The sequence below is a fragment of the Pseudoxanthomonas sp. PXM02 genome (assembly GCF_014851805.1).
In the GTDB taxonomy this organism is placed as follows: domain Bacteria; phylum Pseudomonadota; class Gammaproteobacteria; order Xanthomonadales; family Xanthomonadaceae; genus Pseudoxanthomonas_A.
Genome location: NZ_JACVAK010000002.1, coordinates 811397 through 834227 on the forward strand (window position 1 = coordinate 811397; position 22831 = coordinate 834227).

General features: G+C 67.2%; 22 protein-coding genes and 1 pseudogene. 14 read left to right on the plus strand and 9 right to left on the minus strand.

The features are described from left to right. Window positions 1-46: 46 nt before the first annotated feature. Complete coding sequence (locus tag IB225_RS12525) at window positions 47-1618, plus strand: M28 family metallopeptidase (protein WP_192311896.1); 1572 nt, start codon at window positions 47-49, stop codon at window positions 1616-1618. Window positions 1619-1645: 27 nt separating this feature from the next. On the opposite strand, the pseudogene IB225_RS20385 reads toward IB225_RS12525, so the two are convergent. The 4 genes and pseudogenes from IB225_RS20385 to IB225_RS12540 form a co-directional block, all read right to left on the minus strand. Continuing rightward, window positions 1646-1747 (minus strand): annotated as a pseudogene (locus IB225_RS20385) (endonuclease III); the annotation flags it as partial. A gap of 68 nt (window positions 1748-1815) precedes the next feature. Then, window positions 1816-2481, minus strand: coding sequence for an endonuclease III (gene nth / locus IB225_RS12530; protein WP_192311554.1), 666 nt, complete (start codon window positions 2479-2481; stop codon window positions 1816-1818). Beyond that, the gene (locus IB225_RS12535; protein WP_192311555.1) at window positions 2478-2843 is read right to left on the minus strand and encodes a hypothetical protein; all 366 of its coding nucleotides are present in this window, start codon (window positions 2841-2843) and stop codon (window positions 2478-2480) included. The genes nth and IB225_RS12535 overlap by 4 nt, the downstream gene beginning before the upstream one ends. A gap of 15 nt (window positions 2844-2858) precedes the next feature. Continuing rightward, on the minus strand, window positions 2859-3641 hold the full coding sequence (locus IB225_RS12540; protein ID WP_192311556.1) for an enoyl-CoA hydratase-related protein: 783 nt from the start codon (window positions 3639-3641) through the stop codon (window positions 2859-2861). Between the two features lie 167 nt (window positions 3642-3808). Between IB225_RS12540 and IB225_RS12545 the strand changes: the two genes are divergently transcribed. From IB225_RS12545 to IB225_RS12560, 4 genes are all read left to right on the plus strand, one after another. Then, window positions 3809-4510, plus strand: a complete 702-nt coding sequence (locus IB225_RS12545; protein ID WP_192311557.1) for an FKBP-type peptidyl-prolyl cis-trans isomerase N-terminal domain-containing protein — start codon at window positions 3809-3811, stop codon at window positions 4508-4510. Window positions 4511-4609: 99 nt separating this feature from the next. Continuing rightward, window positions 4610-5413 carry a CoA pyrophosphatase gene (locus tag IB225_RS12550; RefSeq protein WP_192311558.1) on the plus strand — a complete coding sequence of 268 codons (804 nt, stop codon included), beginning with the start codon at window positions 4610-4612 and terminating at the stop codon, window positions 5411-5413. Further along, on the plus strand, window positions 5410-6267 hold the full coding sequence (locus IB225_RS12555; protein WP_225583724.1) for a sulfurtransferase: 858 nt from the start codon (window positions 5410-5412) through the stop codon (window positions 6265-6267). The genes IB225_RS12550 and IB225_RS12555 overlap by 4 nt, the downstream gene beginning before the upstream one ends. Window positions 6268-6388: 121 nt before the next feature. Beyond that, complete coding sequence (locus IB225_RS12560) at window positions 6389-7669, plus strand: substrate-binding domain-containing protein (protein ID WP_225583725.1); 1281 nt, start codon at window positions 6389-6391, stop codon at window positions 7667-7669. A gap of 6 nt (window positions 7670-7675) precedes the next feature. Here IB225_RS12560 and IB225_RS12565 read toward each other — a convergent pair whose 3' ends face one another. After that, window positions 7676-8452, minus strand: a complete 777-nt coding sequence (locus tag IB225_RS12565) for an enoyl-CoA hydratase/isomerase family protein (RefSeq protein ID WP_192311560.1) — start codon at window positions 8450-8452, stop codon at window positions 7676-7678. A 38-nt stretch (window positions 8453-8490) separates the two neighbouring features. On the opposite strand from IB225_RS12565, the gene IB225_RS12570 reads away from it, so the two are divergent. Continuing rightward, window positions 8491-8934, plus strand: a complete 444-nt coding sequence (locus IB225_RS12570; protein WP_192311561.1) for a copper chaperone PCu(A)C — start codon at window positions 8491-8493, stop codon at window positions 8932-8934. Window positions 8935-9042: 108 nt separating this feature from the next. On the opposite strand, the gene IB225_RS12575 is transcribed toward IB225_RS12570, so the two are convergent. Together IB225_RS12575 and uvrA are read right to left on the minus strand one after the other, a co-directional pair. Then, window positions 9043-9462: a thioesterase family protein gene (locus IB225_RS12575; RefSeq protein WP_192311562.1), complete on the minus strand. Its 420-nt coding sequence runs from the start codon at window positions 9460-9462 to the stop codon at window positions 9043-9045. Beyond that, the gene (gene uvrA, locus IB225_RS12580; RefSeq protein ID WP_192311563.1) at window positions 9459-12410 is read right to left on the minus strand and encodes an excinuclease ABC subunit UvrA; all 2952 of its coding nucleotides are present in this window, start codon (window positions 12408-12410) and stop codon (window positions 9459-9461) included. Before uvrA ends, IB225_RS12575 begins: the two co-directional genes overlap by 4 nt. 410 nt (window positions 12411-12820) lie before the next feature. Here uvrA and rplU point away from each other — a divergent pair, with 410 nt between their 5' ends. The 3 genes from rplU (at window position 12821) to cgtA (ending at window position 14566) form a co-directional block, all read left to right on the plus strand. Then, window positions 12821-13129, plus strand: a complete 309-nt coding sequence (gene rplU / locus IB225_RS12585; protein ID WP_062355039.1) for a 50S ribosomal protein L21 — start codon at window positions 12821-12823, stop codon at window positions 13127-13129. A gap of 12 nt (window positions 13130-13141) precedes the next feature. Further along, window positions 13142-13402, plus strand: a complete 261-nt coding sequence (rpmA, locus tag IB225_RS12590; RefSeq protein ID WP_142123858.1) for a 50S ribosomal protein L27 — start codon at window positions 13142-13144, stop codon at window positions 13400-13402. A gap of 111 nt (window positions 13403-13513) precedes the next feature. Continuing rightward, window positions 13514-14566, plus strand: coding sequence for an Obg family GTPase CgtA (gene cgtA / locus IB225_RS12595; RefSeq protein ID WP_192311564.1), 1053 nt, complete (start codon window positions 13514-13516; stop codon window positions 14564-14566). Window positions 14567-14621: 55 nt separating this feature from the next. Here cgtA and IB225_RS12600 read toward each other — a convergent pair whose 3' ends face one another. After that, window positions 14622-15194 carry a hypothetical protein gene (locus IB225_RS12600; protein ID WP_192311565.1) on the minus strand — a complete coding sequence of 191 codons (573 nt, stop codon included), beginning with the start codon at window positions 15192-15194 and terminating at the stop codon, window positions 14622-14624. A 153-nt stretch (window positions 15195-15347) separates the two neighbouring features. Beyond that, window positions 15348-15617: a 30S ribosomal protein S20 gene (gene rpsT / locus IB225_RS12605; RefSeq protein ID WP_062355047.1), complete on the minus strand. Its 270-nt coding sequence runs from the start codon at window positions 15615-15617 to the stop codon at window positions 15348-15350. A 127-nt stretch (window positions 15618-15744) separates the two neighbouring features. Here rpsT and murJ point away from each other — a divergent pair, with 127 nt between their 5' ends. The 5 genes from murJ to ispH all read left to right on the plus strand — a co-directional run bounded on the left by murJ (window position 15745) and on the right by ispH (window position 22812). Next, window positions 15745-17355, plus strand: a complete 1611-nt coding sequence (gene murJ, locus IB225_RS12610; RefSeq protein ID WP_192311566.1) for a murein biosynthesis integral membrane protein MurJ — start codon at window positions 15745-15747, stop codon at window positions 17353-17355. A 94-nt stretch (window positions 17356-17449) separates the two neighbouring features. After that, window positions 17450-18397, plus strand: a complete 948-nt coding sequence (locus IB225_RS12615) for a bifunctional riboflavin kinase/FAD synthetase (RefSeq protein WP_192311567.1) — start codon at window positions 17450-17452, stop codon at window positions 18395-18397. Continuing rightward, window positions 18394-21225 (plus strand): isoleucine--tRNA ligase, encoded by a 2832-nt coding sequence (gene ileS / locus IB225_RS12620; RefSeq protein ID WP_192311568.1) that lies wholly within the window; start codon window positions 18394-18396, stop codon window positions 21223-21225. Before IB225_RS12615 ends, ileS begins: the two co-directional genes overlap by 4 nt. Then, window positions 21225-21722, plus strand: a complete 498-nt coding sequence (lspA, locus tag IB225_RS12625) for a signal peptidase II (protein ID WP_192311569.1) — start codon at window positions 21225-21227, stop codon at window positions 21720-21722. Before ileS ends, lspA begins: the two co-directional genes overlap by 1 nt. A gap of 139 nt (window positions 21723-21861) precedes the next feature. After that, complete coding sequence (ispH, locus tag IB225_RS12630) at window positions 21862-22812, plus strand: 4-hydroxy-3-methylbut-2-enyl diphosphate reductase (protein WP_192311570.1); 951 nt, start codon at window positions 21862-21864, stop codon at window positions 22810-22812. The last annotated feature ends 19 nt before the right edge of the window (window positions 22813-22831 follow it).

Sequence of the window (22831 nt, forward strand, 5' to 3'; positions counted from 1 at the left end):
GGTGAAGCATTCGGCGTTTGTGGCAGGCGTTGCGTTGTGGGTGGGAATGTCGATGGCGGGGCCGGCGCGGGCCGCCGAACCGGTCGACCTGGACATGGTGGCGAAGATCCGGAGCGAGGCCTTCCACCGCTCCCAGGCGGCCGCCAACCTGAAGGAACTGACCGAAACCGTCGGGCCACGCCTGACCAACTCGCCTAACTACACGCAGGCCAGCGCCTGGGCGCGCGGCAAGCTGTCCGGCTGGGGCCTGTCCAACGTCCATGACGAGGTGTACGACCCGGCCTTCGGGCGTGGCTGGGCGTTTCGTGCATCGCGCGTGGAAATGCTGTCGCCGCGCCAGCAGCCGGTGCATGCGTTGCCGAAGGCCTGGACCCGCGGCACCGATGGCCCGGTCGAGGGCGAGGTGGTACTTGCGTCGTTCAAGACGCTGGAAGACATCGAAAAGCAGCGCGGCAAGCTGCGCGGGCGCATCGTGCTGGTGGACGAGGTGCGCGCCAACAAGCCCTCGGAGAAGACCGACTTCCGCCGTTACAGCGAGGCGGAGCTGGGCGAACTGCAGACGTTCCCGATGCCGGAAGACGCCGCGCCCGATGCCCAGCAGAAGCGCCTGGACGAGTACCGCAAGCGGACCGAACTGAGCAAGGCGCTGAACACGTTCCTCGCGGAGGAGGGCGTGCTGGCCACGCTGTCGATCAGCTCCTGGGACAACGGCATCATCCGCGTGACGGGCGGTGGTGCACGCAAGGCCGGCGAGCCGGTGGGCGTGACCGAACTCGTGTTGCCGGCCGAGCACTACAACCCGCTGGTGCGCGCCGTGCAGGGCAAGCAGCCGGTGCGCCTGCGCATCGACGTGGATTCCGCGTTCACCAGCGAACAGGACCTGCCTGCGACCAACACCTTCGCCGAGCTTCCCGGCAGCGGCAAGGCGGACGACGTGGTCATCATCGGCGCGCACCTCGATTCGTGGCACACCGGCACCGGCGCCAGCGACAACGGCGCGGGCGTGGTCGTAATGATGGAAGCCATGCGCATCCTCAAGGCGGTCGGTGCGAAACCGCGTCGCACGATCCGGCTGGCGTTGTGGGGCGGCGAAGAGCAAGGCCTGCACGGCTCGGCAGGCTACGTCGCCAAACACCTGGCGGACTATCCCGCGCCGACCGATCCCGAGCAGAAGGCGCTGCCGCGCGCATACCAGCGCGGCACCGGCCCGCTGCAGCGCCAGCGCGGCTACGACCGGTTCTCCACCTACTTCAACTTCGACAACGGCACCGGCCGCATCCGCGGTATTTACGCGCAGGAAAACCACGCCGCCGTGCCGATCTTCAAGGCGTGGCTGGAGCCGTTCAACGACATCGGCGCGACCATCGTCACCACGCGCAACACCGGCAGCACCGACCACATCTCGTTCGATCGCGTCGGCCTGCCGGGCTTCCAGTTCGTGCAGGATCCGGCGGACTACTTCACCCACGTCCACCACACGCACCTAGACACTTACGACCACGTGGTGCCGGAAGACCTGAAGCAGGCCGCGGCGATCATCGCCTCGTTCGCCTACCACGCCGCGATGCGCGAGGAGCGGCTGCCGCGCAAGCCCTTCATCGAACGCGACGCGCAGTAAGCGCTCGCGCGCAGGACGACGGCGGCGTCAGGCCGCCGTCTTTTCCTTGTATCGGCAGAGATCACGGATCACGCATTGCGGGCAATCCGGCTTGCGGGCTTCGCAGACGTAGCGGCCGTGCAGGATGAGCCGGCCCGCAACAGCCGGTTGGCGCCTTTTGCAATGAGGCCGCGCCGGCGGCAGATGGTCATGCCGCATCAAGCGGCTGTCTTTTCCTTGAATCGGCAGAGATCACGTATCACGCACTGCGGACAGTCCGGCTTGCGCGCCTTGCACACGTAGCGGCCATGCAGGATCAGCCAGTGATGTGCATCCTGCATGAACTCCGCCGGCACCACCTTCAGCAGTCTGTCTTCCACTGCTCGCACATCCTTGCCCGGCGCCAGCCCCGTGCGGTTGGCGACGCGGAAGATATGCGTGTCCACGGCGATGGTCGGTTCGCCGAAGGCGGTGTTCATCACCACGTTCGCGGTCTTGCGGCCGACGCCGGGCAGCGCTTCCAGCGCTTCGCGTGAGCGCGGCACTTCACCATCGTGCTCGTCGATCAAGATGCGGCAGGTGGCGATGACATTCTTGGCCTTCGCGTTGAACAGGCCGATCGTCGCGATGTATTTCTTCAGCCCGTCCTCGCCCAGCGCGAGGATGGCGGCGGGCGTGTTGGCTACGGGGAACAACCGCCGCGTCGCCTTGTTGACGCCCACATCGGTTGCCTGTGCCGACAGCGTCACCGCGACCAGCAGTTCAAACGGGGTGCTGTACTCCAGTTCGGTGGTCGGCTTCGGATTGAGTTCGCGCAGACGCGAGAACAGTTCGACGACGTCGGCGCGGGTCAGCGTGGCGCTGCGCCTGGGAGCAGGCGTCATCGCTTCATCCTCTCCGCAGCCTTGGCCTTGGCGCGCGCCAGGATCTCCGCGGCGCTGGATGGCAGGGCGGGGCGCGCGGTTTCGGTGGTGGCGACGGTGGGTGCTTTCAGCCGGCGCGCGTCGCGTTCCGCGGCGCGGCGTGCCAGCCGTGCCTCGCGCTGCCGGTAACGCTCACGCGCGTCCCACGCCGTGCGCAGGCGCTGTTGGGCCTGCAGCACCAGGGCAACAGTGCTCTCGTCTGCGCAGGCGCAAGGCTGGAAGGTCATCAGGCCCGCGTCGATGGCGCCATCAAGGTCGTCGGCCGTCAGTCGCGCATGCAGTGCGCACGCCTGGTCACAGCAGGGGCAGGGCAGCGAGGACACGCGGAGCGCCGTGCCTCAGCGACCGGTAAACGCAGGCTTGCGACGTTCGGTGAACGCGCGCGTGCCTTCGCGCATGTCGTCGGTCGCGAACATCAGGCCGAACTGCGCGCTCTCGTACTGGAGGCCTTCTTCGATGCCGCACTCACCGCCGATGTTGATGACATCGAGCGTCGCCCGCAGCGCGAGCGGTGCCGATCCCGCCAGTTGGGCGGCGATCTTCATCGTTTCCGCGTCCAGCTCCGCTGCCGGGACCACGCGCGTGACGATGCCCAGCTGCAGCGCGCGTTCGGCGGTGATCGGCGCGCCGAGCAGGCACAGCTCCAGCGTGGCGGAGCGCCCGGCCAGGCGCAGCAGCCGCTGGCTGCCGCCGAATCCCGGAATCAGCCCCAGGTTGATCTCGGGCTGGCCGACCTTGGCGCTGTCCGCGGCGATGCGCAGGTGGCAGCCCATGGCCAGTTCCAGCCCGCCGCCCAGCGCGAAGCCGTTGACCATCGCGATCACCGGCTTGGGCAGCGTCTCGATGGTGCGCATCAGCTTCTGCCCGCGCAACGAGAAGTCGCGCCCGTCGGTGGCACGCAGGTCCGCCATTTCGGCGATGTCGGCGCCCGCCACGAAGGCCTTCGGACCGGCACCGGTGAGCACGACGACCCGAACGTTCGCATCGGCAGCGGCGTCATCGAAGGCCACCTGCAGGGCGTCCAGCGTGGCGGCATTGAGGGCGTTCAGTTTGTCGGGGCGGTTGACGGTGAGGCGACGGATGCCGGCGTCATCGGCGACAAGGACAAGAGGTTCGGGCATGGCGTTTTTCGCGGGATTTTGTAAATTTTGAGTGAAATCGGAACTCTTCGGGCAAGGTCCGGTCAGACCCGCCTGTCGTCAGTGGCGGTTAAGCGCTACGGCGGCTATCCTAGCGCGTCCATTCCAGGCGGTATGCCGCCGTCGCCATATCTTCGGAGAGTGTGTTGATGAAGTTGCGTTCGATTGCGGTCGCTGTTGCGGCATTCGCCATGGCCGGTAGCGCCCTGGCCCAGGACGTCTCGTCCGAGAAAGGCAAGCTGAGCTACTACTTCGGTTACGACTACGGCAACAACCTTGCCGAGCTGACCGCACGTGGTGAGCAGCTGGACATCAATTCCGTGGTGAAGGGCCTGCAGGATGCCTATGGCAAGAAGCAGCCCGCCCTGACCGCCGATCAGCTGAAGCCGGCGCTGGAAGCCTTCCAGAAGCGCGAGCAGACCCGCGCCCAGCAGGCCAAGGCCGAGTACGACAAGGTCGCGGCCGAGAACAAGACCAAGAGCGACCAGTTCATCGCCCAGTTCAAGGGCCAGGCCGGCGTGAAGACGCTCGCCAGCGGTGTGCCCTACAAGGTGATGGAGAACGGCACCGGTGCGAAGCCGACCCAGGCCAGCACCGTCGAACTGCTGGTGTCCGGTCCGTATCCGTTCGGCCAGCGTCCGGCGGAAGCCCGTCCGGCGCAGTCGATGAAGGATCTGAAGATCAGCGCCGTGGAAATGCAGGCCATGCGCGAAGCGCTGCTGCAGATGCCGGCCGGTTCCAAGTGGGAAGTGGCGCTGCCGCCGGCCCAGGCTTACGGCGCCGACCCGCGCACCGGCTTCCCGCCGAACGTGGCGGTGGTGTTCGAGATCAAGCTGGTCAGCGTCAAGTAACTCCCGCAATCGTTCCACCCTGCGCCGGCCTAGTGCCGGCGCAGTGCTTTCCGGCGCAGGGCAGTGCTTCCGCGCTACCCTCCGCAGGTGCCTGAAGAAATGAATACCGCATTCCGCGCCGTGCTCAGCCCGTGCATCGGCGTCTGCACGCTGGACGACGACGGGCTGTGCGAAGGCTGTCTCCGCACCACTTCCGAAATCGCGCGCTGGTCCCAGATGAACGATGACGAACGTCTGCGCCTGATGGAGCACGTGCTGCCTGCGCGCGAACACGCGCGCGTTCCACTGGAACTGCGGTTGCGCGAAGGCGGCGCCCTGCGCCGCGCGTTGCATCCGCTGAGCTCGATGCCCGTCGATGCGGGTTGGAACCATGACGACCTGATCGATCTGCTGCCGCCCGGTCCGCTGGCCGAGGCGGCCGTGCTGGCGGGCCTGGTGCCGCGCGAGGAAGGCACGCAGGTGCTGCTGACGCGCCGGACCGATGGCCTGCGCCACCACGCAGGACAGGTGAGTTTCCCTGGCGGCCGCATCGAGCCGACGGATGCCGACGCGGTCGCCGCGGCATTGCGCGAGAGCCATGAGGAAATCGCGCTGCCCGCATCGCAGGTCACGCCGCTGGGTTTTCTCGACCCCTTCACCACCATCAGCGGATTCCGCGTGGTGCCGGTGGTCGCACTGATCGATCCCGCGTTCGTGCCGGTGCCCGAGCCGAACGAAGTGGCGGATGTGTTCGAAGTTCCGCTCGACTACCTGCTCTCGCCGGACAACCTGCGTCGTGTCGAGGTCGACTATCGCGGGCGGCGGCGGGTGGTGCTCGAGTACGCATGGCCGGGCCAGCGCATCTGGGGCGCGACGGCGGCCATTCTGTTCAACCTGCGGGAACGGCTGGAGCGGCTTGCATGAACTGGACCACCCTCGTCGACACCACCGCGTTGTCCGCTGCGTTGGGCGATCCGGCGTTGCGCGTGGTCGATGCGCGCTTCGTGATGCTCAATGCGCCGCCGGACGCGGGTCGCCAGGCCTATGCCGAGTCGCATCTGCCTGGCGCGGTATATGCCGATCTCAATCTCGACCTCTCTGACCTGTCGAAGGCCGGACAGGGTAGGCATCCGCTACCGGACAGCGATGTGTTCGCACGCAGGCTGGGCGAGTGGGGTATCGGGCCGTCGCATCAGGTGGTGGTCTACGACGCCGGCGACGGCAGCATGGCAGCCGCGCGCCTGTGGTGGTTGTTGAAGCTGCTCGGGCACTCCCGCGTGGCTGTCCTCGACGGTGGACTGGCGGCATGGCGCGCAATGGGTGGCGTGGAAACGGGAGAAGTCCCGTCGTTGCCATCCCTCCCGGCATATCCGTCGCACTTCGATGCCGGCCAGGTTGTCGATGCGGCAAGCATCAGCGCGCGTCTCGGCAACGACAGTGGCTGGCTGGTCGATGCACGGGCGACCGAGCGCTTCCGGGGCGATGTTGAACCCATCGATCCGGTGGCCGGACATGTGCCCGGTGCAGTCAACCGACCGTTCGCGCTGAACCTGCGCGACGGTCGCTTCAAGCCGGCCGACGAACTGCATGCCGAGTTGTCGCAACTGCTGGGGAACCGCTCTGCGGTCGATACCGTACTGATGTGCGGATCGGGCGTCACGGCCTGCCATCTGCTGCTGGCGTTCGAGCGCGCCGGCCTGCACGGCGCACGCGTCTACGCCGATTCGTGGAGTGGCTGGATCAGCGATCCATCGCGCCCGGTCGCACGCGGCGACTGATCCGGCCGGGCCGTCATGGCCCTGTCATCGCCACACGTCACGCTCCCGCGGTTTCTTCAGGGGGTGACACGTGTTCCAACGTCTGATCAGCGCTGCCTCCATGGCGGCGCTCTTGTCCTGCATGACGGCTTCCGCGGATGCCCAGGAAGCGGAGGCCGAACGGCTGCGCATCCATGGCTCCAATACGGTTGGTGCGGAGGTCATGCCCCGCATCGTCACGGCATGGCTGCGTTCCATCGGCTACACGCGCATCGAGCAGCGCAACATCCGTGCGGACCGCACCGAGATCGCCGCCGTCCGCGATGGCGAACCGCTTGTCGTGGACATCGATCGCCGCGGATCCGCGGCCGGTTTCCAGGCGCTGGTGGAGGGCGACACCGAACTCGCGATGATGACGCGCGCGCCGACGGCTGCCGAACGCAATGCCGGCTGGCAACTGGGCGACCTGTCGTCGCCCGAGCAGGAGTTCTCCATTGCGCTGGATGGACTGGCGGTGGTGGTCGACGCACGCAATCCGGTGCGTGCGATCAGCGTGGCGCAGTTGCGCGACATCGCGGCCGGACGCATCCGCAACTGGGCGCAACTCGGCGGTGCCGATGCGCCGATCCGGGTGCATGCGGGCCCCGCGCGCGGTGGCAGTCGCGAATTCATCGAACAGCGCGTGATGGCCGGGCAGCCCGCGACAGCCGCCCTCGCGCACCCGCGCCTGTGGCAAGCGGCGCACGCGGTGGCGGAGGATCGTGGCGCACTTGCGATCGTGGAGCTGTCTACGCGCATTCCTCCGGGGACGCGCACGCTGGCCGTTTCCGATGGCGGCGTGGCCGTGCAGCCGACGCGGCTCAACGTCGCCAGCGAGGACTACCCGCTGTTGCGCCGTTACCGCCTGTACGGCGCGCCGATGATGTCCGCGCTGGGTCGAAGCCTGGCCCTGTACGCGATAGGACGCGACGGCCAGCGCGCCGTGGATTCGACGGGTCTGCAGTCGATGATGCTGCGTCCCGCGGTCCAGCCGGGGCAGGTCCAGGGCGGAGCGGATTACCGCGACGCCGTCGCAGGCGCGACGCGCATTCCGCTCGGTGTGCGCTTCAACATGGGGTCGCTGAGTTCGCTGTTCGAAAGCCGCAGCGCGTCGGACATGGATCGGCTGGTCGCCTTCATGCGGTTGCCGGAGAACAAGGGCCGGTCGCTGGTCGTCGTGGGCTTTGCGGACCATGCACCGGGCAATCGCCTGCTGCCGACCATGCTCAGCAACGAGCGCGCGGACATCGTGGCCGATCACCTGGTCCGGCAGGGCATTCCGGTCGCGCGGTCGCTGGGTTTGGGTGATGCGCGTCCGCTGGCCGCGGCGGGCGGTATCGATGCGCGGGCGCGCAACGAGCGTGTGGAAGTCTGGCTGCGCTGACGCGGCCTACTTCTTCAGCTTGTCCACCAGCGCCCGCAACGCGGTCTGCGTATCGGGCGCATGCCAGGCATCGACGAAGCGCTCCAACTGGATCAGCGCCGGATCGAGTGCCTCCACCAGATCGCGGCGGGCAAGGGTGCGCGTCTGCAGCATCGGATGGTGCGGCAGGCGCAGCAGCTGTTGCAGCCAGGTAATGGAACGCGCGGTGACGTTGTCCTGGTCGACGAGTTCATCGACCAGTCCGATGTCGAGCGCGCGCTCTGCAGGCACCATCTCGCCGGCTACCAGCAGGCGCTCGGCACGGTAGGGGCCGACGACGCGGCGCATCAGGCGCTGGATGCCTTCCGGCACCACCAGCCCCACCTGGGTTTCATTGAGGCCCAGCGCGAAGGGGCGCGCCGGATCCGCGCTGCGCGCCATCACGCGGTAGTCGCAGCACAGCGCCAGCACGCAGCCGCCCGCGGGCGCATGGCCGGTGATCGCAGCGACGACCGGTACGCGCGATTCGGCCAGCGTACGCGCCGCGCCGAAGAACGCCTGCCAGGCATCGAGCAGCGCGTGACGATCGTCGCCGAGCGACAGCAGATAGGGCACGTCCATGCCGGCGGAGAAGATCTTCTCGTTGCCGGCCAGCACGATGCCGCGTGCACCGTGGTCGAGTGCGGCATTGAGCGCGTCGATCAGTGCGCGGCACAGTTCGGTGTTGAGGGCGTTGACCGGCGCGCGCGCCAGCCGGATCTCGCGGATGTCGCCGTGGTCGGTGGTTTCGATGAGTCCGGTCATTCATCCGCTCCATGAGGTCAGACCGGTATCATAGGCGCATGAACCGTCGCATCGAAACGCTCTGCCTGTCCGCTCTGCTGATGTCGGGTGCCTGCACTGCCAGCGCCGCCGAGTGCGTGCCCGTTGCCAAGGCCGCGTGGGTGCGCCTGCCGCCGGTCGCCATGCCAATGATGGCCGGCTTCGCCCGCATCGAGAATCCGTGCAAGGTGGCGGTCAGCATCGTGGGCGCGGAGAGCCTCGCCTTCGACGATGTGTCGCTGCACGAGACCCGCGAGGAGAACGGCGTCAGCCGCATGCGCGAAGTGAACGCGCTGCCCATCGCGCCGGGGAAGGCCGCAGAGCTGAAGCCGGGTGGCCTGCACCTGATGCTGCATGGCCCCTACCAGCCGCTGGTCGCGGGCGAGAAGCCGGTGATCACCCTGAAGCTGGCCGATGGCCGCTCGCTGCCGGTGGTGTTCGAGGTGCGCAAGAGCGCCCCCTGATGTCCGCGGACTGTGGTGTGGGAGCGACGTAAGTCGCGAGCTTTCCCGAGGCTGAAAGAAGAACTCGCGACTTACGTCGCTCCCACAACCTCACAACGCTATCTGTGGTTACTCCGATACCGCGCGGATCGCCGCCGGCAGCGGTGCGCTGTGGCCGGTCTGCGTGTCCATCCAGACGACCACTACGTTGCCATCCGAATACAGCACGCTGTCGTCCTTGGCCGACACGATGCGATGGCCGATCGTCACGCTGCTGGTGCCCAAGCGGTCCACATAGAGCTCCACCACCACGTCGTTGGGCCAGGTCAGCGGACGCTTGTAGTTGATGTTGTTGGCGGCGACGACCGGTGCGATGCGGTCGGTCATCGACACGTCCGGCACGGTCAGCATCCAGCGCACGCGCGCTTCTTCCAGGTACGAGATGTACTTGGCGTTGTTGACGTGGCCCATGCTGTCCATGTCGCGCCAGCGCACGCTGATCGGCACTTTCGCCAGCAGCTTGCGGCCGGTATCGGGGGTGTCGCTCATCGTGCGGCCTTCTTGGTCGTGGGCGTGGTGGTCTTGGTCGCCTTCGTGGCGGACTTGCGCGGCGGCAGCACGTCCGGCTTGGCGACGGCGGCCGGCTTGGTGGGCTTGGGCGTCTTCGTGGCAGGCAACAGCTTGGCGAGGAAGCGACCCGTATGCGAATCCGGATGCGCCGCGATGTCCTCCGGCGTGCCGGTCGCCAGGATCTGGCCGCCGCGATGTCCGCCTTCCGGGCCCAGGTCCACCACCCAGTCCGCCGTCTTGATGACGTCCAGGTTGTGCTCGATCACCACGATGGTGTTGCCATCGTCGCGCAGCTTGTGCAGCACGGCGAGCAGATGCTCGATGTCGTGGAAGTGCAGGCCCGTGGTCGGCTCGTCGAGGATGTACAGCGTGCGGCCGGTATCGCGGCGCGAGAGTTCCTTCGACAGCTTCACGCGCTGCGCTTCGCCGCCGGACAGCGTGGTCGCGCTCTGGCCCAGCTTGACGTAGCTCAGGCCGACATCCACCAGCGTTTCCAGCTTGCGTGCGATCGATGGCACCGGTTCGAACAGGGCCAGCGCATCCTCGACCGTCATCTCCAGCACGTCGTTGATGTTGTAACCCTTGTAGAGGATCTCCAGCGTCTCGCGGTTGTAGCGCTTGCCATGGCAGACGTCGCAAGGAACGTAGACGTCAGGCAGGAAGTGCATCTCCACCTTGATCAGACCATCGCCCTGGCAGGCCTCGCAGCGACCGCCGCGCACGTTGAAGCTGAAACGGCCCGGCGAATAGCCGCGCGCTCGCGCTTCCGGCACCTGCGCATACAACTCGCGCAACGGCGTGAACAGGCCCGTGTAGGTCGCCGGATTGGAGCGTGGTGTGCGCCCGATCGGCGACTGGTCGATGTCGACGACCTTGTCGAACAGGTCCAGGCCGGTGACTTCGCGGTACGGCGCCGGCTTGTGCGACGCGCCGTTGATCTCGTTGGCGGCCAGCGAATACAACGTGTCGTTGATCAACGTCGACTTGCCGGAACCGGACACGCCGGTGATGCAGGTGAACAGGCCGGACGGGATATCGAGATCCACATCCTTGAGGTTGTTGCCGGTGGCGCCGCGCAGGTGCAGCGTCATCTTCGGGTTGGCCTTGTGGCGCGACTTCGGCACTTCGATCTGGCGCTTGCCCGAAAGGTACTGGCCGGTCAGCGAGCGCGGCGCGTCGAGCAGGTCCTGCAAGGTGCCCTGGCCGACGATCTCGCCGCCATGCACGCCAGCACCGGGACCGATGTCGAGCACATAGTCCGCCAGACGGATCGCGTCCTCGTCGTGCTCGACCACGATCACCGTGTTGCCGAGATCGCGCAGCCGCGTCAGTGTGCCGAGCAGGCGCTCGTTGTCGCGCTGGTGGAGGCCGATGCTGGGTTCGTCCAGCACGTACATCACGCCGACCAGGCCGGCGCCGATCTGCGACGCCAGGCGGATGCGCTGCGCTTCGCCGCCGGACAGCGTGTCGGCCTTGCGTTCCAGCGTCAGGTAGTCCAAGCCGACATCGACCAGGAAGCCGAGGCGCTCGGCGATTTCCTTGACGATCTTCGCGGCGATCTCGCCGCGCCAGCCGGGCAGGTCGAGGCCACGGAAGAACGCCAGCGCTTCGTCCACCGGCAGCACGACCAGCGACGGCAGCGGACGGTCGGCGACGAACACGTTGCGCGCCGACTTATTGAGGCGCGCGCCCTGGCAGTCGGGGCAGGGACGGTCGCTGATGTACTTGGCCAGTTCTTCGCGCACCGCCGGCGATTCGGTCTCGCGGTAGCGGCGCTCCAGGTTCGGCACGATGCCTTCGAAGCGATGCTTGCGCTGCGTGCGGCCGCCCGACTCGGTGAGATAGGTGAAGGTGATGACCTCCTCGCCGCTGCCGTACAGCACGGCCTGCTGCACCTTTTCGGGCAGCGACTGCCACGGCGCATCGGTGTCGAACTGGTAGTGCTTGGCCAGCGAGGCGATCAGCTGGAAGTAGTAGGCATTGCGGCGATCCCAGCCGCGCACGGCACCGGCGGCCAGTGACAGTTCCGGATGCACCACCACGCGTGCCGGGTCGAAGAACTGCGCCACGCCCAGGCCATCGCAGGTCGGGCAGGCGCCGACCGGCGAGTTGAACGAGAACAGGCGCGGTTCGAGTTCCGGCAGCGAGTAGTCGCAGACCGGGCACGAGTACTTCGACGAGAACAGCAGCGGCGCGGCGTCGGGCTGGTCCAGCGACATCACCTGGGCCATGCCATCGCCGAGCTTCAGCGCGGTCTCGAAGCTTTCGGCCAGGCGCTGCTTGAGATCCTCGCGCGGACGGAAACGGTCGATCACTGCTTCGATGGTGTGCTTCTGGCGCAGGGCCAGCGGCGGCACCGCATCGATCTCGTACAGCTCCCCATCGACGCGCACGCGCACGAAGCCCTGCGCGCGCAATTGATCGAACACCTGCGCGTGCTCACCCTTGCGCTCACGGATCACCGGCGCCAGCAGCATGTAGCGCTGCTCGCCGTCGAGCGCGAGCACCTGGTCGACCATCTGGCTGACCGTCTGCGCTTCCAGCGGATAGCCGTGGTCCGGGCAGCGCGGCAGGCCGACGCGGGCGTACAGCAGGCGCAGGTAGTCGTAGATCTCGGTGATCGTGCCGACGGTCGAGCGCGGGTTGTGGCTGGTCGACTTCTGCTCGATCGAGATCGCCGGCGACAGGCCTTCGATGTGGTCGACATCCGGCTTTTCCATCACCGACAGGAACTGCCGCGCGTATGCCGACAGCGACTCGACATAGCGGCGCTGGCCTTCGGCATAGATGGTGTCGAACGCCAGCGACGACTTGCCGGAACCGGACAGGCCGGTGATCACGATCAGCTTGTCGCGCGGCAGGTCGAGATCGATGTTCTTGAGGTTGTGGGTACGGGCTCCGCGGATGCGGATGAAGTCCATGGCCATCGGGTGGGGGATCCGGAAAGCGAACAAGGAAGCGTAGCGATCTGCCTAGGTGGGGGCAAATAGCGCCATTGCCAGCGAAGCAGCGGGGTCTGGTAGGCGGGCGGTCAGTCCCGGAGACGGGTCGTCGGGGACATCGTCCAGGCGGGACGTAGCCCCCAAGAGCCCGGTCAAGTCATTGATTTACAATGGAGCGCCCCGGTGGGAAGCGCCGACGAGGGGCGCCATCGAGGACAGTCTGCGCCGCAATGCGGACGAAACCTGTCCGTAAAGGCGCGGGGGCGCTGACGCCCGGGAAGGGCGAGTCAGGGCAGGGTTGACCCTAACTCCATGAATCCACTACAATTCCGCTTCTGTTCGCCCTCGATGGCGGGCAGGCTCCAGAAAATAACTACAGAAACCAAGGAATCCACATGTACGCAGTCGTAGTCACGGGCGGTAAGCAGTACCGCGTGATGAAGGGCGAGACGCTCCGCGTCGAGAAGCTCGAGGCCGAAGCCGGCAACGAGATCACCTTCGATAACATTCTGATGCTGGGCGATGGCGAGACCATCAGCCTGGGCGACGCCCTGAAGGGCGCCAGCGTCACCGCGAAGGTCGTCGGCCATGGCCGCGCCGACAAGGTGCGCATCATCAAGTTCCGCCGCCGCAAGCACCACATGAAGCGCCAGGGTCACCGGCAGCACTACACCGAAATCGAAATCACCGGCATCACGAAGTAAGGAGAAGAAGTCATGGCACACAAAAAAGGCGTAGGTTCCTCGCGCAACGGCCGCGACTCCAATCCGAAGATGCTGGGCGTCAAGGTCTTTGGTGGTCAGGCGATCGATGCGGGCAACATCATCATCCGCCAGCGCGGCACCCAGTTCCATCCGGGTCCGGGCGTCGGCCTGGGTCGCGACCACACGCTGTTCGCGCTGGTCGACGGCAAGGTCGAGTTCTCGATCAAGGGCGCCAAGAAGCGCCGCACCGTGAGCGTGGTGACGGAAGCCTGAGGCTTTCGCACACGCTGAGCGAAGGGCCCCGCCGCGTGCGGGGCTTTTCGTTTGCGGAGACCTTCGTGGCTCCGCGTTCCGCAAATCCACCGATTGAATTGAATCCCCGCCATGAAACTCGTAGACGAAGCTGAAATCCTGGTCACCGCTGGCAATGGCGGCAACGGCTGCGTGGGCTTCCGTCGCGAGAAGTTCATTCCGCTGGGTGGCCCCGACGGTGGTGACGGCGGCAACGGCGGCAGCGTCTGGCTGCTGGCCGACGAGAACCTCAATACGCTGGTCGACTTCCGCCACCAGACCACGTTCCGCGCGCAGCGCGGCGAGAACGGCATGGGCCGGCAGATGTACGGCAAGGCGGGCGACGACCTGACCATCACCGTGCCGGTCGGCACCGTGGTGACCAATGTCAGCACCGACGAAGTCATCGGCGACCTCACCCAGCATGGCGATCGCCTGCTGGTGGCCAAGGGCGGCAAGGGGGGCCTGGGCAACATGCACTTCAAGAGCTCGATCACCCGTGCGCCGCGCAAGGCGACACCGGGCGACGAGGGTGAGGAGCGTCTGCTGAAGCTGGAGCTGAAGCTGCTGGCCGACGTCGGCCTGCTCGGCTTCCCGAATGCCGGCAAGAGCACCTTCATCCGTGCCGTGTCGGCGGCCACGCCGAAGGTCGCGGACTATCCGTTCACCACCCTGTATCCGAACCTGGGCGTGGTCAGCGTGGAAGCGCACCGCAGCTTCGTGATCGCGGACATCCCCGGCCTGATCGAAGGCGCGGCCGATGGCGCCGGTCTCGGCGCGACGTTCCTGCGCCACCTGCAGCGCACCCGCATCCTGCTGCACCTGGTGGACATGGCGCCGATGGAAGGCGGCGTGGAGGACGTCGATCCGGTCGAGCAGGTCCGCGCCATCGAGCGCGAGCTGGAGAAGCACGACCCCGAGCTGCTGCAGAAGCCGCGCTGGCTGGTGCTCAACAAGGCCGACCTGATGTTCGAGGACGAGGCCAAGGAGCGCGCAGAGCAGATCATCGCCAGCCTCGGCTGGACCCAGCCGTGGTTCCAGGTCTCCGCCATTTCACGCGAAGGCACCTGGCCGATCATGAAGGACGTGATGGCCTTCTTCGATCGCCAGAAGGAAGAGGCGGACGAGGCGGCACGCGAGGGCTGAGGCAAGAAAAACCCGCCGGTCGGCGGGTTTTTCCGTTACCGGAAGCAGCGGTACCTCAGCGGCCGTCCTCCACGCGCAGCGACGCGGAATCGGCGATCACCTGCGGCTCCAGGTTCTTGTGGCGCTGGGTGGCGCTTTCCAGATTGGCCTGGCCCCATTCCAGCGACTTGGGGCTGTTGATCGTCAGCTGGGTGCCCTTGTCCCATCCGGCGAAGTCCTTGCCGGCGAACGCCTCCTGGTGCACCGGCGACATCCCCCAGATGCCGTCGATGATATGGGCGCGGAAGTAATAGGTCTTTCCGGCTTCCACGTTGGCCTTGTAGAAGCGCACACCGCCATCGCCGCCGAAGACCGTGGTCATGAAGACATGCTCGCCGGCCGGCACCTGGTAGGCCACCTTGCTGCCGGCATCGAGGATGCCGATGAAGCGGGTGTCGTCGCCGGTCACGTCGAACAGCGGCACGGCGACGGCGGCGCCGACGAACTTGCCTGGCCGCATGAAGACGATCGCGGCCTTGTCCGGTTCCAGCGTCAGCGGTTCATTGGATTTGGCCATCTTGCCGGCGTGTGCCGACATCGACGCGGTGACCAACAGGACGGCGAGCGCCGTCGCGCGAAGCAACTTCATGATGTCCCCTTTTGTTGAATTCCCCCTGCCTCGCCGGTTGGCGAGGCGTGCGCATCAGAACCGGGGCGGGGAGCATGCGTCAATGGGGTGAGCGCAAAAAGAAACCCGCCTTTCGGCGGGTTCCAGTGTCTTCGCGTTGCGTGCCGCCGTGAATCAGGCCGCTTGCAGGGCCTTGATACGGGCGTTCAGGCGGCTCTTGTGGCGGGCAGCCTTGTTCTTGTGGATCAGGCCGCGCGAGCTCAGGCGGTCGAGGATCGGCTGGGCCGACACGAACGCGGCCTGGGCGCCAGCGGCGTCATTGGCGTCGAGCGCCTTCAGGACTTTCTTGACAGCGGTGCGCAGCATCGAACGCTGACCGGCATTGCGCGCATTGCGCACGACGGTCTGCTTGGCGCGCTTCTTGGCGGACTTGATATTGGCCACGGTGGGATTCCTGGTGAATACCTGAGAGAATTCAGGCGGTGAACGGAAGACGGGTAATTGAGCCGGAAATTATGGGGCATTCAATGGGTTGCGTCAACCTGGGTCCGTCCCGGGCAAAGGGGTGGCGATGAGCGGCCGGCTCCTGCGGTCCGCCGCGGTTTTCAGCTCCATGACCTTCCTGTCCCGGGTCTCCGGTCTGGTCCGGGACCAGGTCTACGCCCACGTCTTCGGCGCGGGCGGCATGATGGACGCCTTCTTCGTGGCGTTCCGCATCCCGAACTTCATGCGGCGCCTGTCGGCCGAGGGCTCGTTCTCGATGGCCTTCGTGCCGGTGCTGGCCGAGTACAAGGCCACCCGCAGCGCCCAGGAGGTCAAGGCCCTGGTGGATCGCGTCGCGGGCACCCTGGCCGCGGTGCTGCTGGTGCTGACGGCCCTCGTCATCCTGCTGGCCCGGCCGATCGCCGGGCTGATCGCGCCGAACTTCGACGCCGCGCAGATGGCGATGCTGACCGACCTGCTGCGGGTCACCTTCCCCTACGCGCTGTTCATCTCGCTGGCCTCGCTGGTCGGCGCCATCCTCAACAGCTACCAGCGTTTCGCCATCCCGGCGCTGTCGCCGGTCCTGTTGAACGTGGCGATGATCTCCGCCGCACTGGCCGCCAACACCTGGTTCGACAGCTCCGTCATGGTGCTGGGCTGGGGCGTGTTCGTCGCCGGCGTCCTGCAGTTGGCCTTCCAGTTGCCGTCGCTGTTCCGGCTGGGCCTGCTGCCGCGGCCGAAGCTCGATGTCGCCCACGCCGGCGTGCGCAAGATCCTCACCCTGATGGTGCCCACGCTGTTCGGCTCGTCGGTCACCCAGTTCAACCTGCTGCTGAACACCTGGGTCGCCGCGCTGCTGGTCAGCGGCAGCGTCAGCTGGCTGTACTACAGCGACCGGCTGCTGGAATTTCCGCTGGGCATGTTCGGTGTCGCCATCGGCACGGTGATCCTGCCGCACCTGTCCAGCCGCCATGCCGAAACCGACCCGGACGGCTATTCGAAGGGATTGGACTGGGGCTTCCGGCTCTGCCTGCTGATCGGCCTGCCGGCCTGCGCCGGGCTGATCCTGTGCGCCCAGCCGCTGCTGGCCACGCTGTTCCAGTACGGCCGCTTCGGCGCCACCGACGTGCAGATGGCCAGCTGGAGCCTGATGGCGCAGTCGATCGCGGTGCCCGCGTTCCTTCTGGTGAAGGTGCTGGCGCCGGCGTTCTATTCGCGCCAGGACACCCGCACGCCGGTCAAGGCGGCGGTGGTGGCGGTGCTGACCAATGCGCTGTGCACGCTGCTGTTCTTCGCGGCGATGCTCTATGGCACCGAACCGGGCCGGCAGGCGCTGCAGGCCGCGGGCGGCGATCTGAAGGTGGCCCTGGGCTCCGTGCAGGGCGCGCACGCCTTGCTGGCGCTGGCCATCGCGATCGCCGGCTGGGTCAACGCGCTGCAGTTGGCCTGGCTGCTGCGCAAGGCCGGCGTTTATCGCCGGCAGCCGGGCTGGGCGCGGTTCCTTCGCCAGATCCTGCTGGCCACGGTGGCGATGATCCTGGTGGTGCTGGCGTTCCGCTTCGTCTGGGTCGACTGGACCCCGTGGGCCTGGTGGGAGCGGGGCTGGCGCCTGGCGGTGATGGTCGGTGCGGGCGGCGCGCTGTATGGCGGCCTGCTGTACCTGCAGGGCATCCGGCCGCGTGATCTACGCGGGCATTGAGAATGTGCCGGGCGGCTATACTCTAACGAAAGTTTCCGGAGCGACGCCGTCGTTCCGCGCCGGCGGCACCCGCCGGCCCACACATCAAGGATTCATGAGCAGGCTGTTCCGTGACGTCGATGGCGGGCTTTTGTGCCCGCACGGTAGCGTGGTCTGCATCGGCGCCTTCGATGGCCTGCATACGGGTCACCGCGCGCTGGTGCGGCATGCCGTGGCGCGTGCCCGTGCGCTGGGCGTGCCGGCCGTGGTGGTCACCTTCGAACCCCTCCCGCGCGAGTTCTTCGCCCGGGACAATCCGCCGCCGCGGCTGACCCTGGCCCGCGCCAAGGTCGAAGGCCTGCTGGCGATGGGCGCCGACCACGTCGGCCTGCTGCGTTTCGACGCCAGGCTGTCCGCCCGTTCCGCCGAGGACTTCGTCCGCGCGCTGCTGGTCCGTCGCCTGGTCGCCCGTGAAGTGTGGATCGGCCCGGAATTCCGCTTCGGCCACCGGCGTGGCGGCGACCTCGCGCTGCTGCAGGCGATGGGCACCGACCTCGGCTTCAGTGCCGGCGAGATCGAGCCCGTGCACACGCAGGGCGAGCGCGTCTCCAGCACGCGCATCCGCGAAGCCCTGAAAGGCGGCGACTTCGCCACCGTCGAGCGCCTGCTCGGCCGGCCGTACGCCATCGGTGGCCGCGTCGTGCGCGGCAAGCAGCTCGGCCGCACGCTGGGTTTCCCCACCGCCAACCTGCGTTTCCCCAAGACGCCCGCGCTCTCCGGCATCTACGCCACCTGGGTGCACGGCGTCGGCGACCAGCCGTGGCCGTCGGTGTCCAGCTTCGGCACGCGTCCCACGGTCGATGGCGTGGAGCCGCTGCTGGAAGCCCACCTGTTCGATTTCGCCGGCGACCTCTACGGGCGCCACATCGATGTCGAATTCGTCGCCAAGCTGCGTGACGAACTGAAATTCCCCGATCTGCCCAGCCTCACCGAGCAGATGCACCGCGACGCCGCCGAGGCGCGCGCACTCCTTTCCGAACACCAACGACGAGCGACGGCGTGAGCCAGGACTACAAAGCAACCCTCCATCTGCCCGCCACCGAATTCCCGATGCGCGGCGACCTGCCCAAGCGCGAGCCGGACACGCTGGCGCGCTGGGAAAGCCAGGGCCTGTACGCGCAACTGCGCGACAACGCCAAGGGCCGCCCGCTGTTCGTGCTGCACGACGGCCCGCCGTATGCGAACGGCGCGATCCACCTGGGCCACGCGGTCAACAAGATCCTCAAGGACATCATCGTCAAGTCGCGCTACCTGGCCGGCTTCGATGCGCCGTACATCCCGGGCTGGGATTGCCATGGCCTGCCCATCGAAATCGCCATCGAGAAGAAGTTCGGCAAGGTCGGCGTGAAGCTCGACGCCGTCGAGTTCCGGCAGAAGTGCCGCGAATACGCCGAGTCGCAGATCGACATCCAGCGCAAGGACTTCAAGCGCCTGGGCGTGATCGGCGACTGGGACAATCCGTACAAGACGCTCGACTTCCGCTTCGAAGCCAACGAGATCCGCGCGCTGGCGAAGATCGTCGCCAACGGCCACCTGACGCGCGGCGTGAAGCCAGTGCACTGGTGCTTCGATTGCGGCTCGGCGCTGGCCGAAGCCGAGATCGAATACGCCGACAAGGTCTCGCCGGCGGTCGACGTCGCCTACGCCGCGCGCGATGCGCAGGCGGTGGCGAAGGCGTTCGGCGTGGCCGTGCCTGACGGTGTCGAGATCGCCGTGCCGATCTGGACCACCACCCCGTGGACGCTGCCCGCATCGCTGGCCATCTCGATGGGCGGCGAGCTGGAGTACGCGCTGGTCGACGGTCCCGCGCATGACGGCAAGCGCCGCTGGCTGGTCGTGGCCGATGCGCTGGCCGAACGCGCGCTGCAGCGCTACGGCGTCACCGATGTCGTCGTGCATGCGCGCGTGAAGGGCGCCGCGCTGGAAGGCCTGCATTTCGCGCATCCGTTCTACGACGAACGCGACATCCCCGTGCTGCTCGGCGACCACGTGTCGGCCGAGGACGGTACCGGTGCCGTGCACACCGCGCCCGGCCACGGCCAGGAGGACTATGTCGTCAGCAAGCAGTACGGCCTGCTCGACAAGTACACCGCCGCCCAGCTCAATCCGGTCGATGGCCGCGGCGTGTACCTGCCGTCCACGCCGGCCGCGCATGGCGTCGAACTCGCCGGCCTGCACATCTGGAAGGCCAACGACACCATCATCGAGGTGCTGAAGCAGAGCGGCGCGCTGCTCGCCTTCAGCAAGCTGGAACACAGCTACCCGCACTGCTGGCGCCACAAGACGCCCATCGCGTTCCGCGCCACGCCGCAGTGGTTCATCTCGATGGAGCAGGCCAACCTGCGCGCCGATGCGCTGGAAGCGATCAAGCACGTTGGCTGGTTCCCGCAGTGGGGCGAAGCCCGCATCGCCGGCATGGTCGATGGCCGTCCGGACTGGACCATCTCGCGCCAGCGCACCTGGGGCGTGCCGATCGCGCTGTTCGTGCACCGCGAAACCGGCGAACCGCATCCGCGCAGCGTCGAGCTGATGCGCGCGGTGGCCGACCGCGTGGAGCAGGGCGGCGTCGACGTCTGGTACACGCTGGACGCCGCCGAACTGCTGGGCGACGAAGCCAAGGACTACGACAAGATCACCGACATCCTCGATGTCTGGTTCGATTCCGGCGTGACGCATGAAGGCGTGCTGCTGGAGCGCGGCCTGGGCAAGCCGGCCGACCTGTACCTGGAAGGTTCGGACCAGCATCGCGGCTGGTTCCAGTCCTCGCTGTTGACCGGCGTGGCGATCGACAAGGCCGCACCGTACAAGCAGTGCCTCACCCACGGTTTCACCGTGGACGAGCACGGCCGCAAGATGTCCAAGTCGCTGGGCAACGGCATCGAGCCGCAGGACATCATGAAGACGCTCGGCGCGGACATCCTGCGCCTGTGGATCGCGAGCGCCGACTACAGCAACGAGATGTCGCTGTCGCAGGAAATCCTGAAGCGCAATGCCGACGCCTACCGTCGCCTGCGCAACACCGCTCGCTTCCTGCTCAGCAACCTCAACGGCTTCGATCCTTCGCGCGACCTGCTGGCGCCGGGCGACATGGTCGCGCTGGACCGCTGGATCGTGCACCGCGCCTACGAGGTGCAGGAGAAGATCAAGGCCGCCTACGACCGCTACGACTTCGCCGAGATCGTGCAGGCGCTGCTGAATTTCTGCAGCGTCGACCTGGGCTCGCTGTACCTGGACGTCACCAAGGACCGCCTGTACACCATGCGCGAGGATTCGCGCGGCCGTCGCAGCGCGCAGAGCGCCATGTTCCACATCGCCGAAGCCTTCGTGCGCTGGATCGCCCCGGTGCTCAGCTTCACCGCCGATGAAATGTGGGGCTACCTGCCGGGCGAGCGCACGGGCAACGTGCTGTTCGCCACCTGGTACGACGGCCTGGCGCCGCTGCCGGAAGGCGCCGCGCTGAACGCCGCCGATTTCGACCAGCTGCTGGCGCTGCGCGAGCAGGTCGCCAAGGTGCTGGAGCCGATGCGCGCCAACGGCCTGATCGGTGCCGCGCTGGAAGCGGAGATCGCCGTGTCGGTGAACGCGCTGACCGCCGCCAAGTGGCAGCCGCTGGCCGAGGAACTGCGCTTCTTCTTCATCAGCGGCGACGTCACCGTCAGCGAAGTCAGCGCCGACGAGATCTTCGTGCTGGCCACGCCCACCACCAAGACCAAGTGCGTGCGCTGCTGGCATTACCGCGCCGATGTCGGCCAGCACGCCGCGCATCCGGAACTGTGCGGCCGCTGCGTCAGCAACATCGACGGCGCCGGCGAAGACCGGGTGTGGTTCTGATGGTCGCCAAGCCGAAACCCAACGCGCTGGTCTGGCTGCTGCTGTCGGTCGTCGTCATCGCGCTGGACCAGTGGTCGAAGGCATGGGTGCTGGCCTCGCTGCCGGAGTACACCGCCATCCCCGTGATCGAGGGCTTCTGGAACTGGTTCCGCACCTACAACACCGGCGCGGCGTTCAGCTTCCTGGCCGATGCCGGCGGCTGGCAGCTTTGGTTCTTCACCGCGCTGGCGGTGGGCATCAGCGGCCTGCTGGGCTTCTGGCTGTCGCGCACCGCGCGCGGCGACTGGCGCCAGGCGCTGCCGTACGCGCTGGTGATCGGCGGCGCGCTGGGCAACGTCATCGACCGCCAGATCCACGGCCACGTGATCGACTTCATCCAGTGGCACTGGCGCGACTACTACTGGCCGGCGTTCAACATCGCCGACTGCGCGGTGGTGGGCGGCGCCATCGGCATCGCGGTGTTCGGGTTGTTCGACGGCAAGAAGAAAGGCGGTTGAGTCGGGTGGCATCGCGGCGGCCAGCCCTCACCCCGTTCCCCTCTCCCGCAAGCGGGCGAGGGGCGAAGGTGTCAGGCGGGTCTGTCTCCGGATGCCGGTTCATCTCCCTCCGTTCCCGCCTTCGGTAGAATTCGATCCTATGGACGTCCTGCTCGCCAATCCCCGTGGTTTCTGCGCCGGTGTCGACCGCGCCATCGAGATCGTCAAGCGCGCCATCGAAACGCTGGGCGCGCCGATCTACGTGCGGCACGAGGTGGTGCACAACCGCTTCGTGGTCGATGACCTGAAGCAGCGCGGCGCGGTGTTCGTGGAAGAACTGGACGAAGTGCCGGACGGCGCCACCGTCATCTTCAGCGCGCACGGCGTGGCCAAGTCGGTGCGCAACGAGGCCGACCGCCGTGGCCTGAAAGTGTTCGACGCCACCTGTCCGCTGGTCACCAAGGTGCACCTGGAAGTGGCGCGCCACTGCCGCGCCGGCCGCGACGTAGTGCTGATCGGCCACGCCGGGCATCCGGAAGTGGAAGGCACGATGGGCCAGTGGAACCGCGAGGGCGGGGAAGGGCACATCTACCTGGTGGAAGACATCGACGGCGTCGCCACGCTGGAAGTGAGCCAGCCGGAAAACCTGTTCTACACCACCCAGACCACGCTGTCGGTCGACGACACGGTGGGCATCATCCAGGCGTTGCAGCAGCGCTTCCCGGCCATCCAGGGGCCGAAGAACGACGACATCTGTTACGCCACGCAGAACCGCCAGGACGCCGTGCGTGATCTGGCCAAGCAGTGCGACCTGGTGCTGGTGGTCGGCTCGCCCAACAGCTCCAACTCCAACCGCCTGCGCGAGCTGGCCGAGCGCGATGGCGTGGAGTCGTACCTGATCGACGGCGCACACGAGATCGACCCGCGCTGGATCGACGGCAAGCAGCGCATCGGCGTCACCGCCGGCGCCTCCGCCCCCGACGTGCTGATCGACGGCGTCATCCAGCGCCTGCGCGACCTGGGCGCCGCCGGCATCAGCGAACTCGACGGCGAACCCGAGAACATGGTCTTCGCCCTGCCGAAGGAACTGCGGCTGCAGCTGGTGAGCTGAGGCCGCGGCATCACGCAAG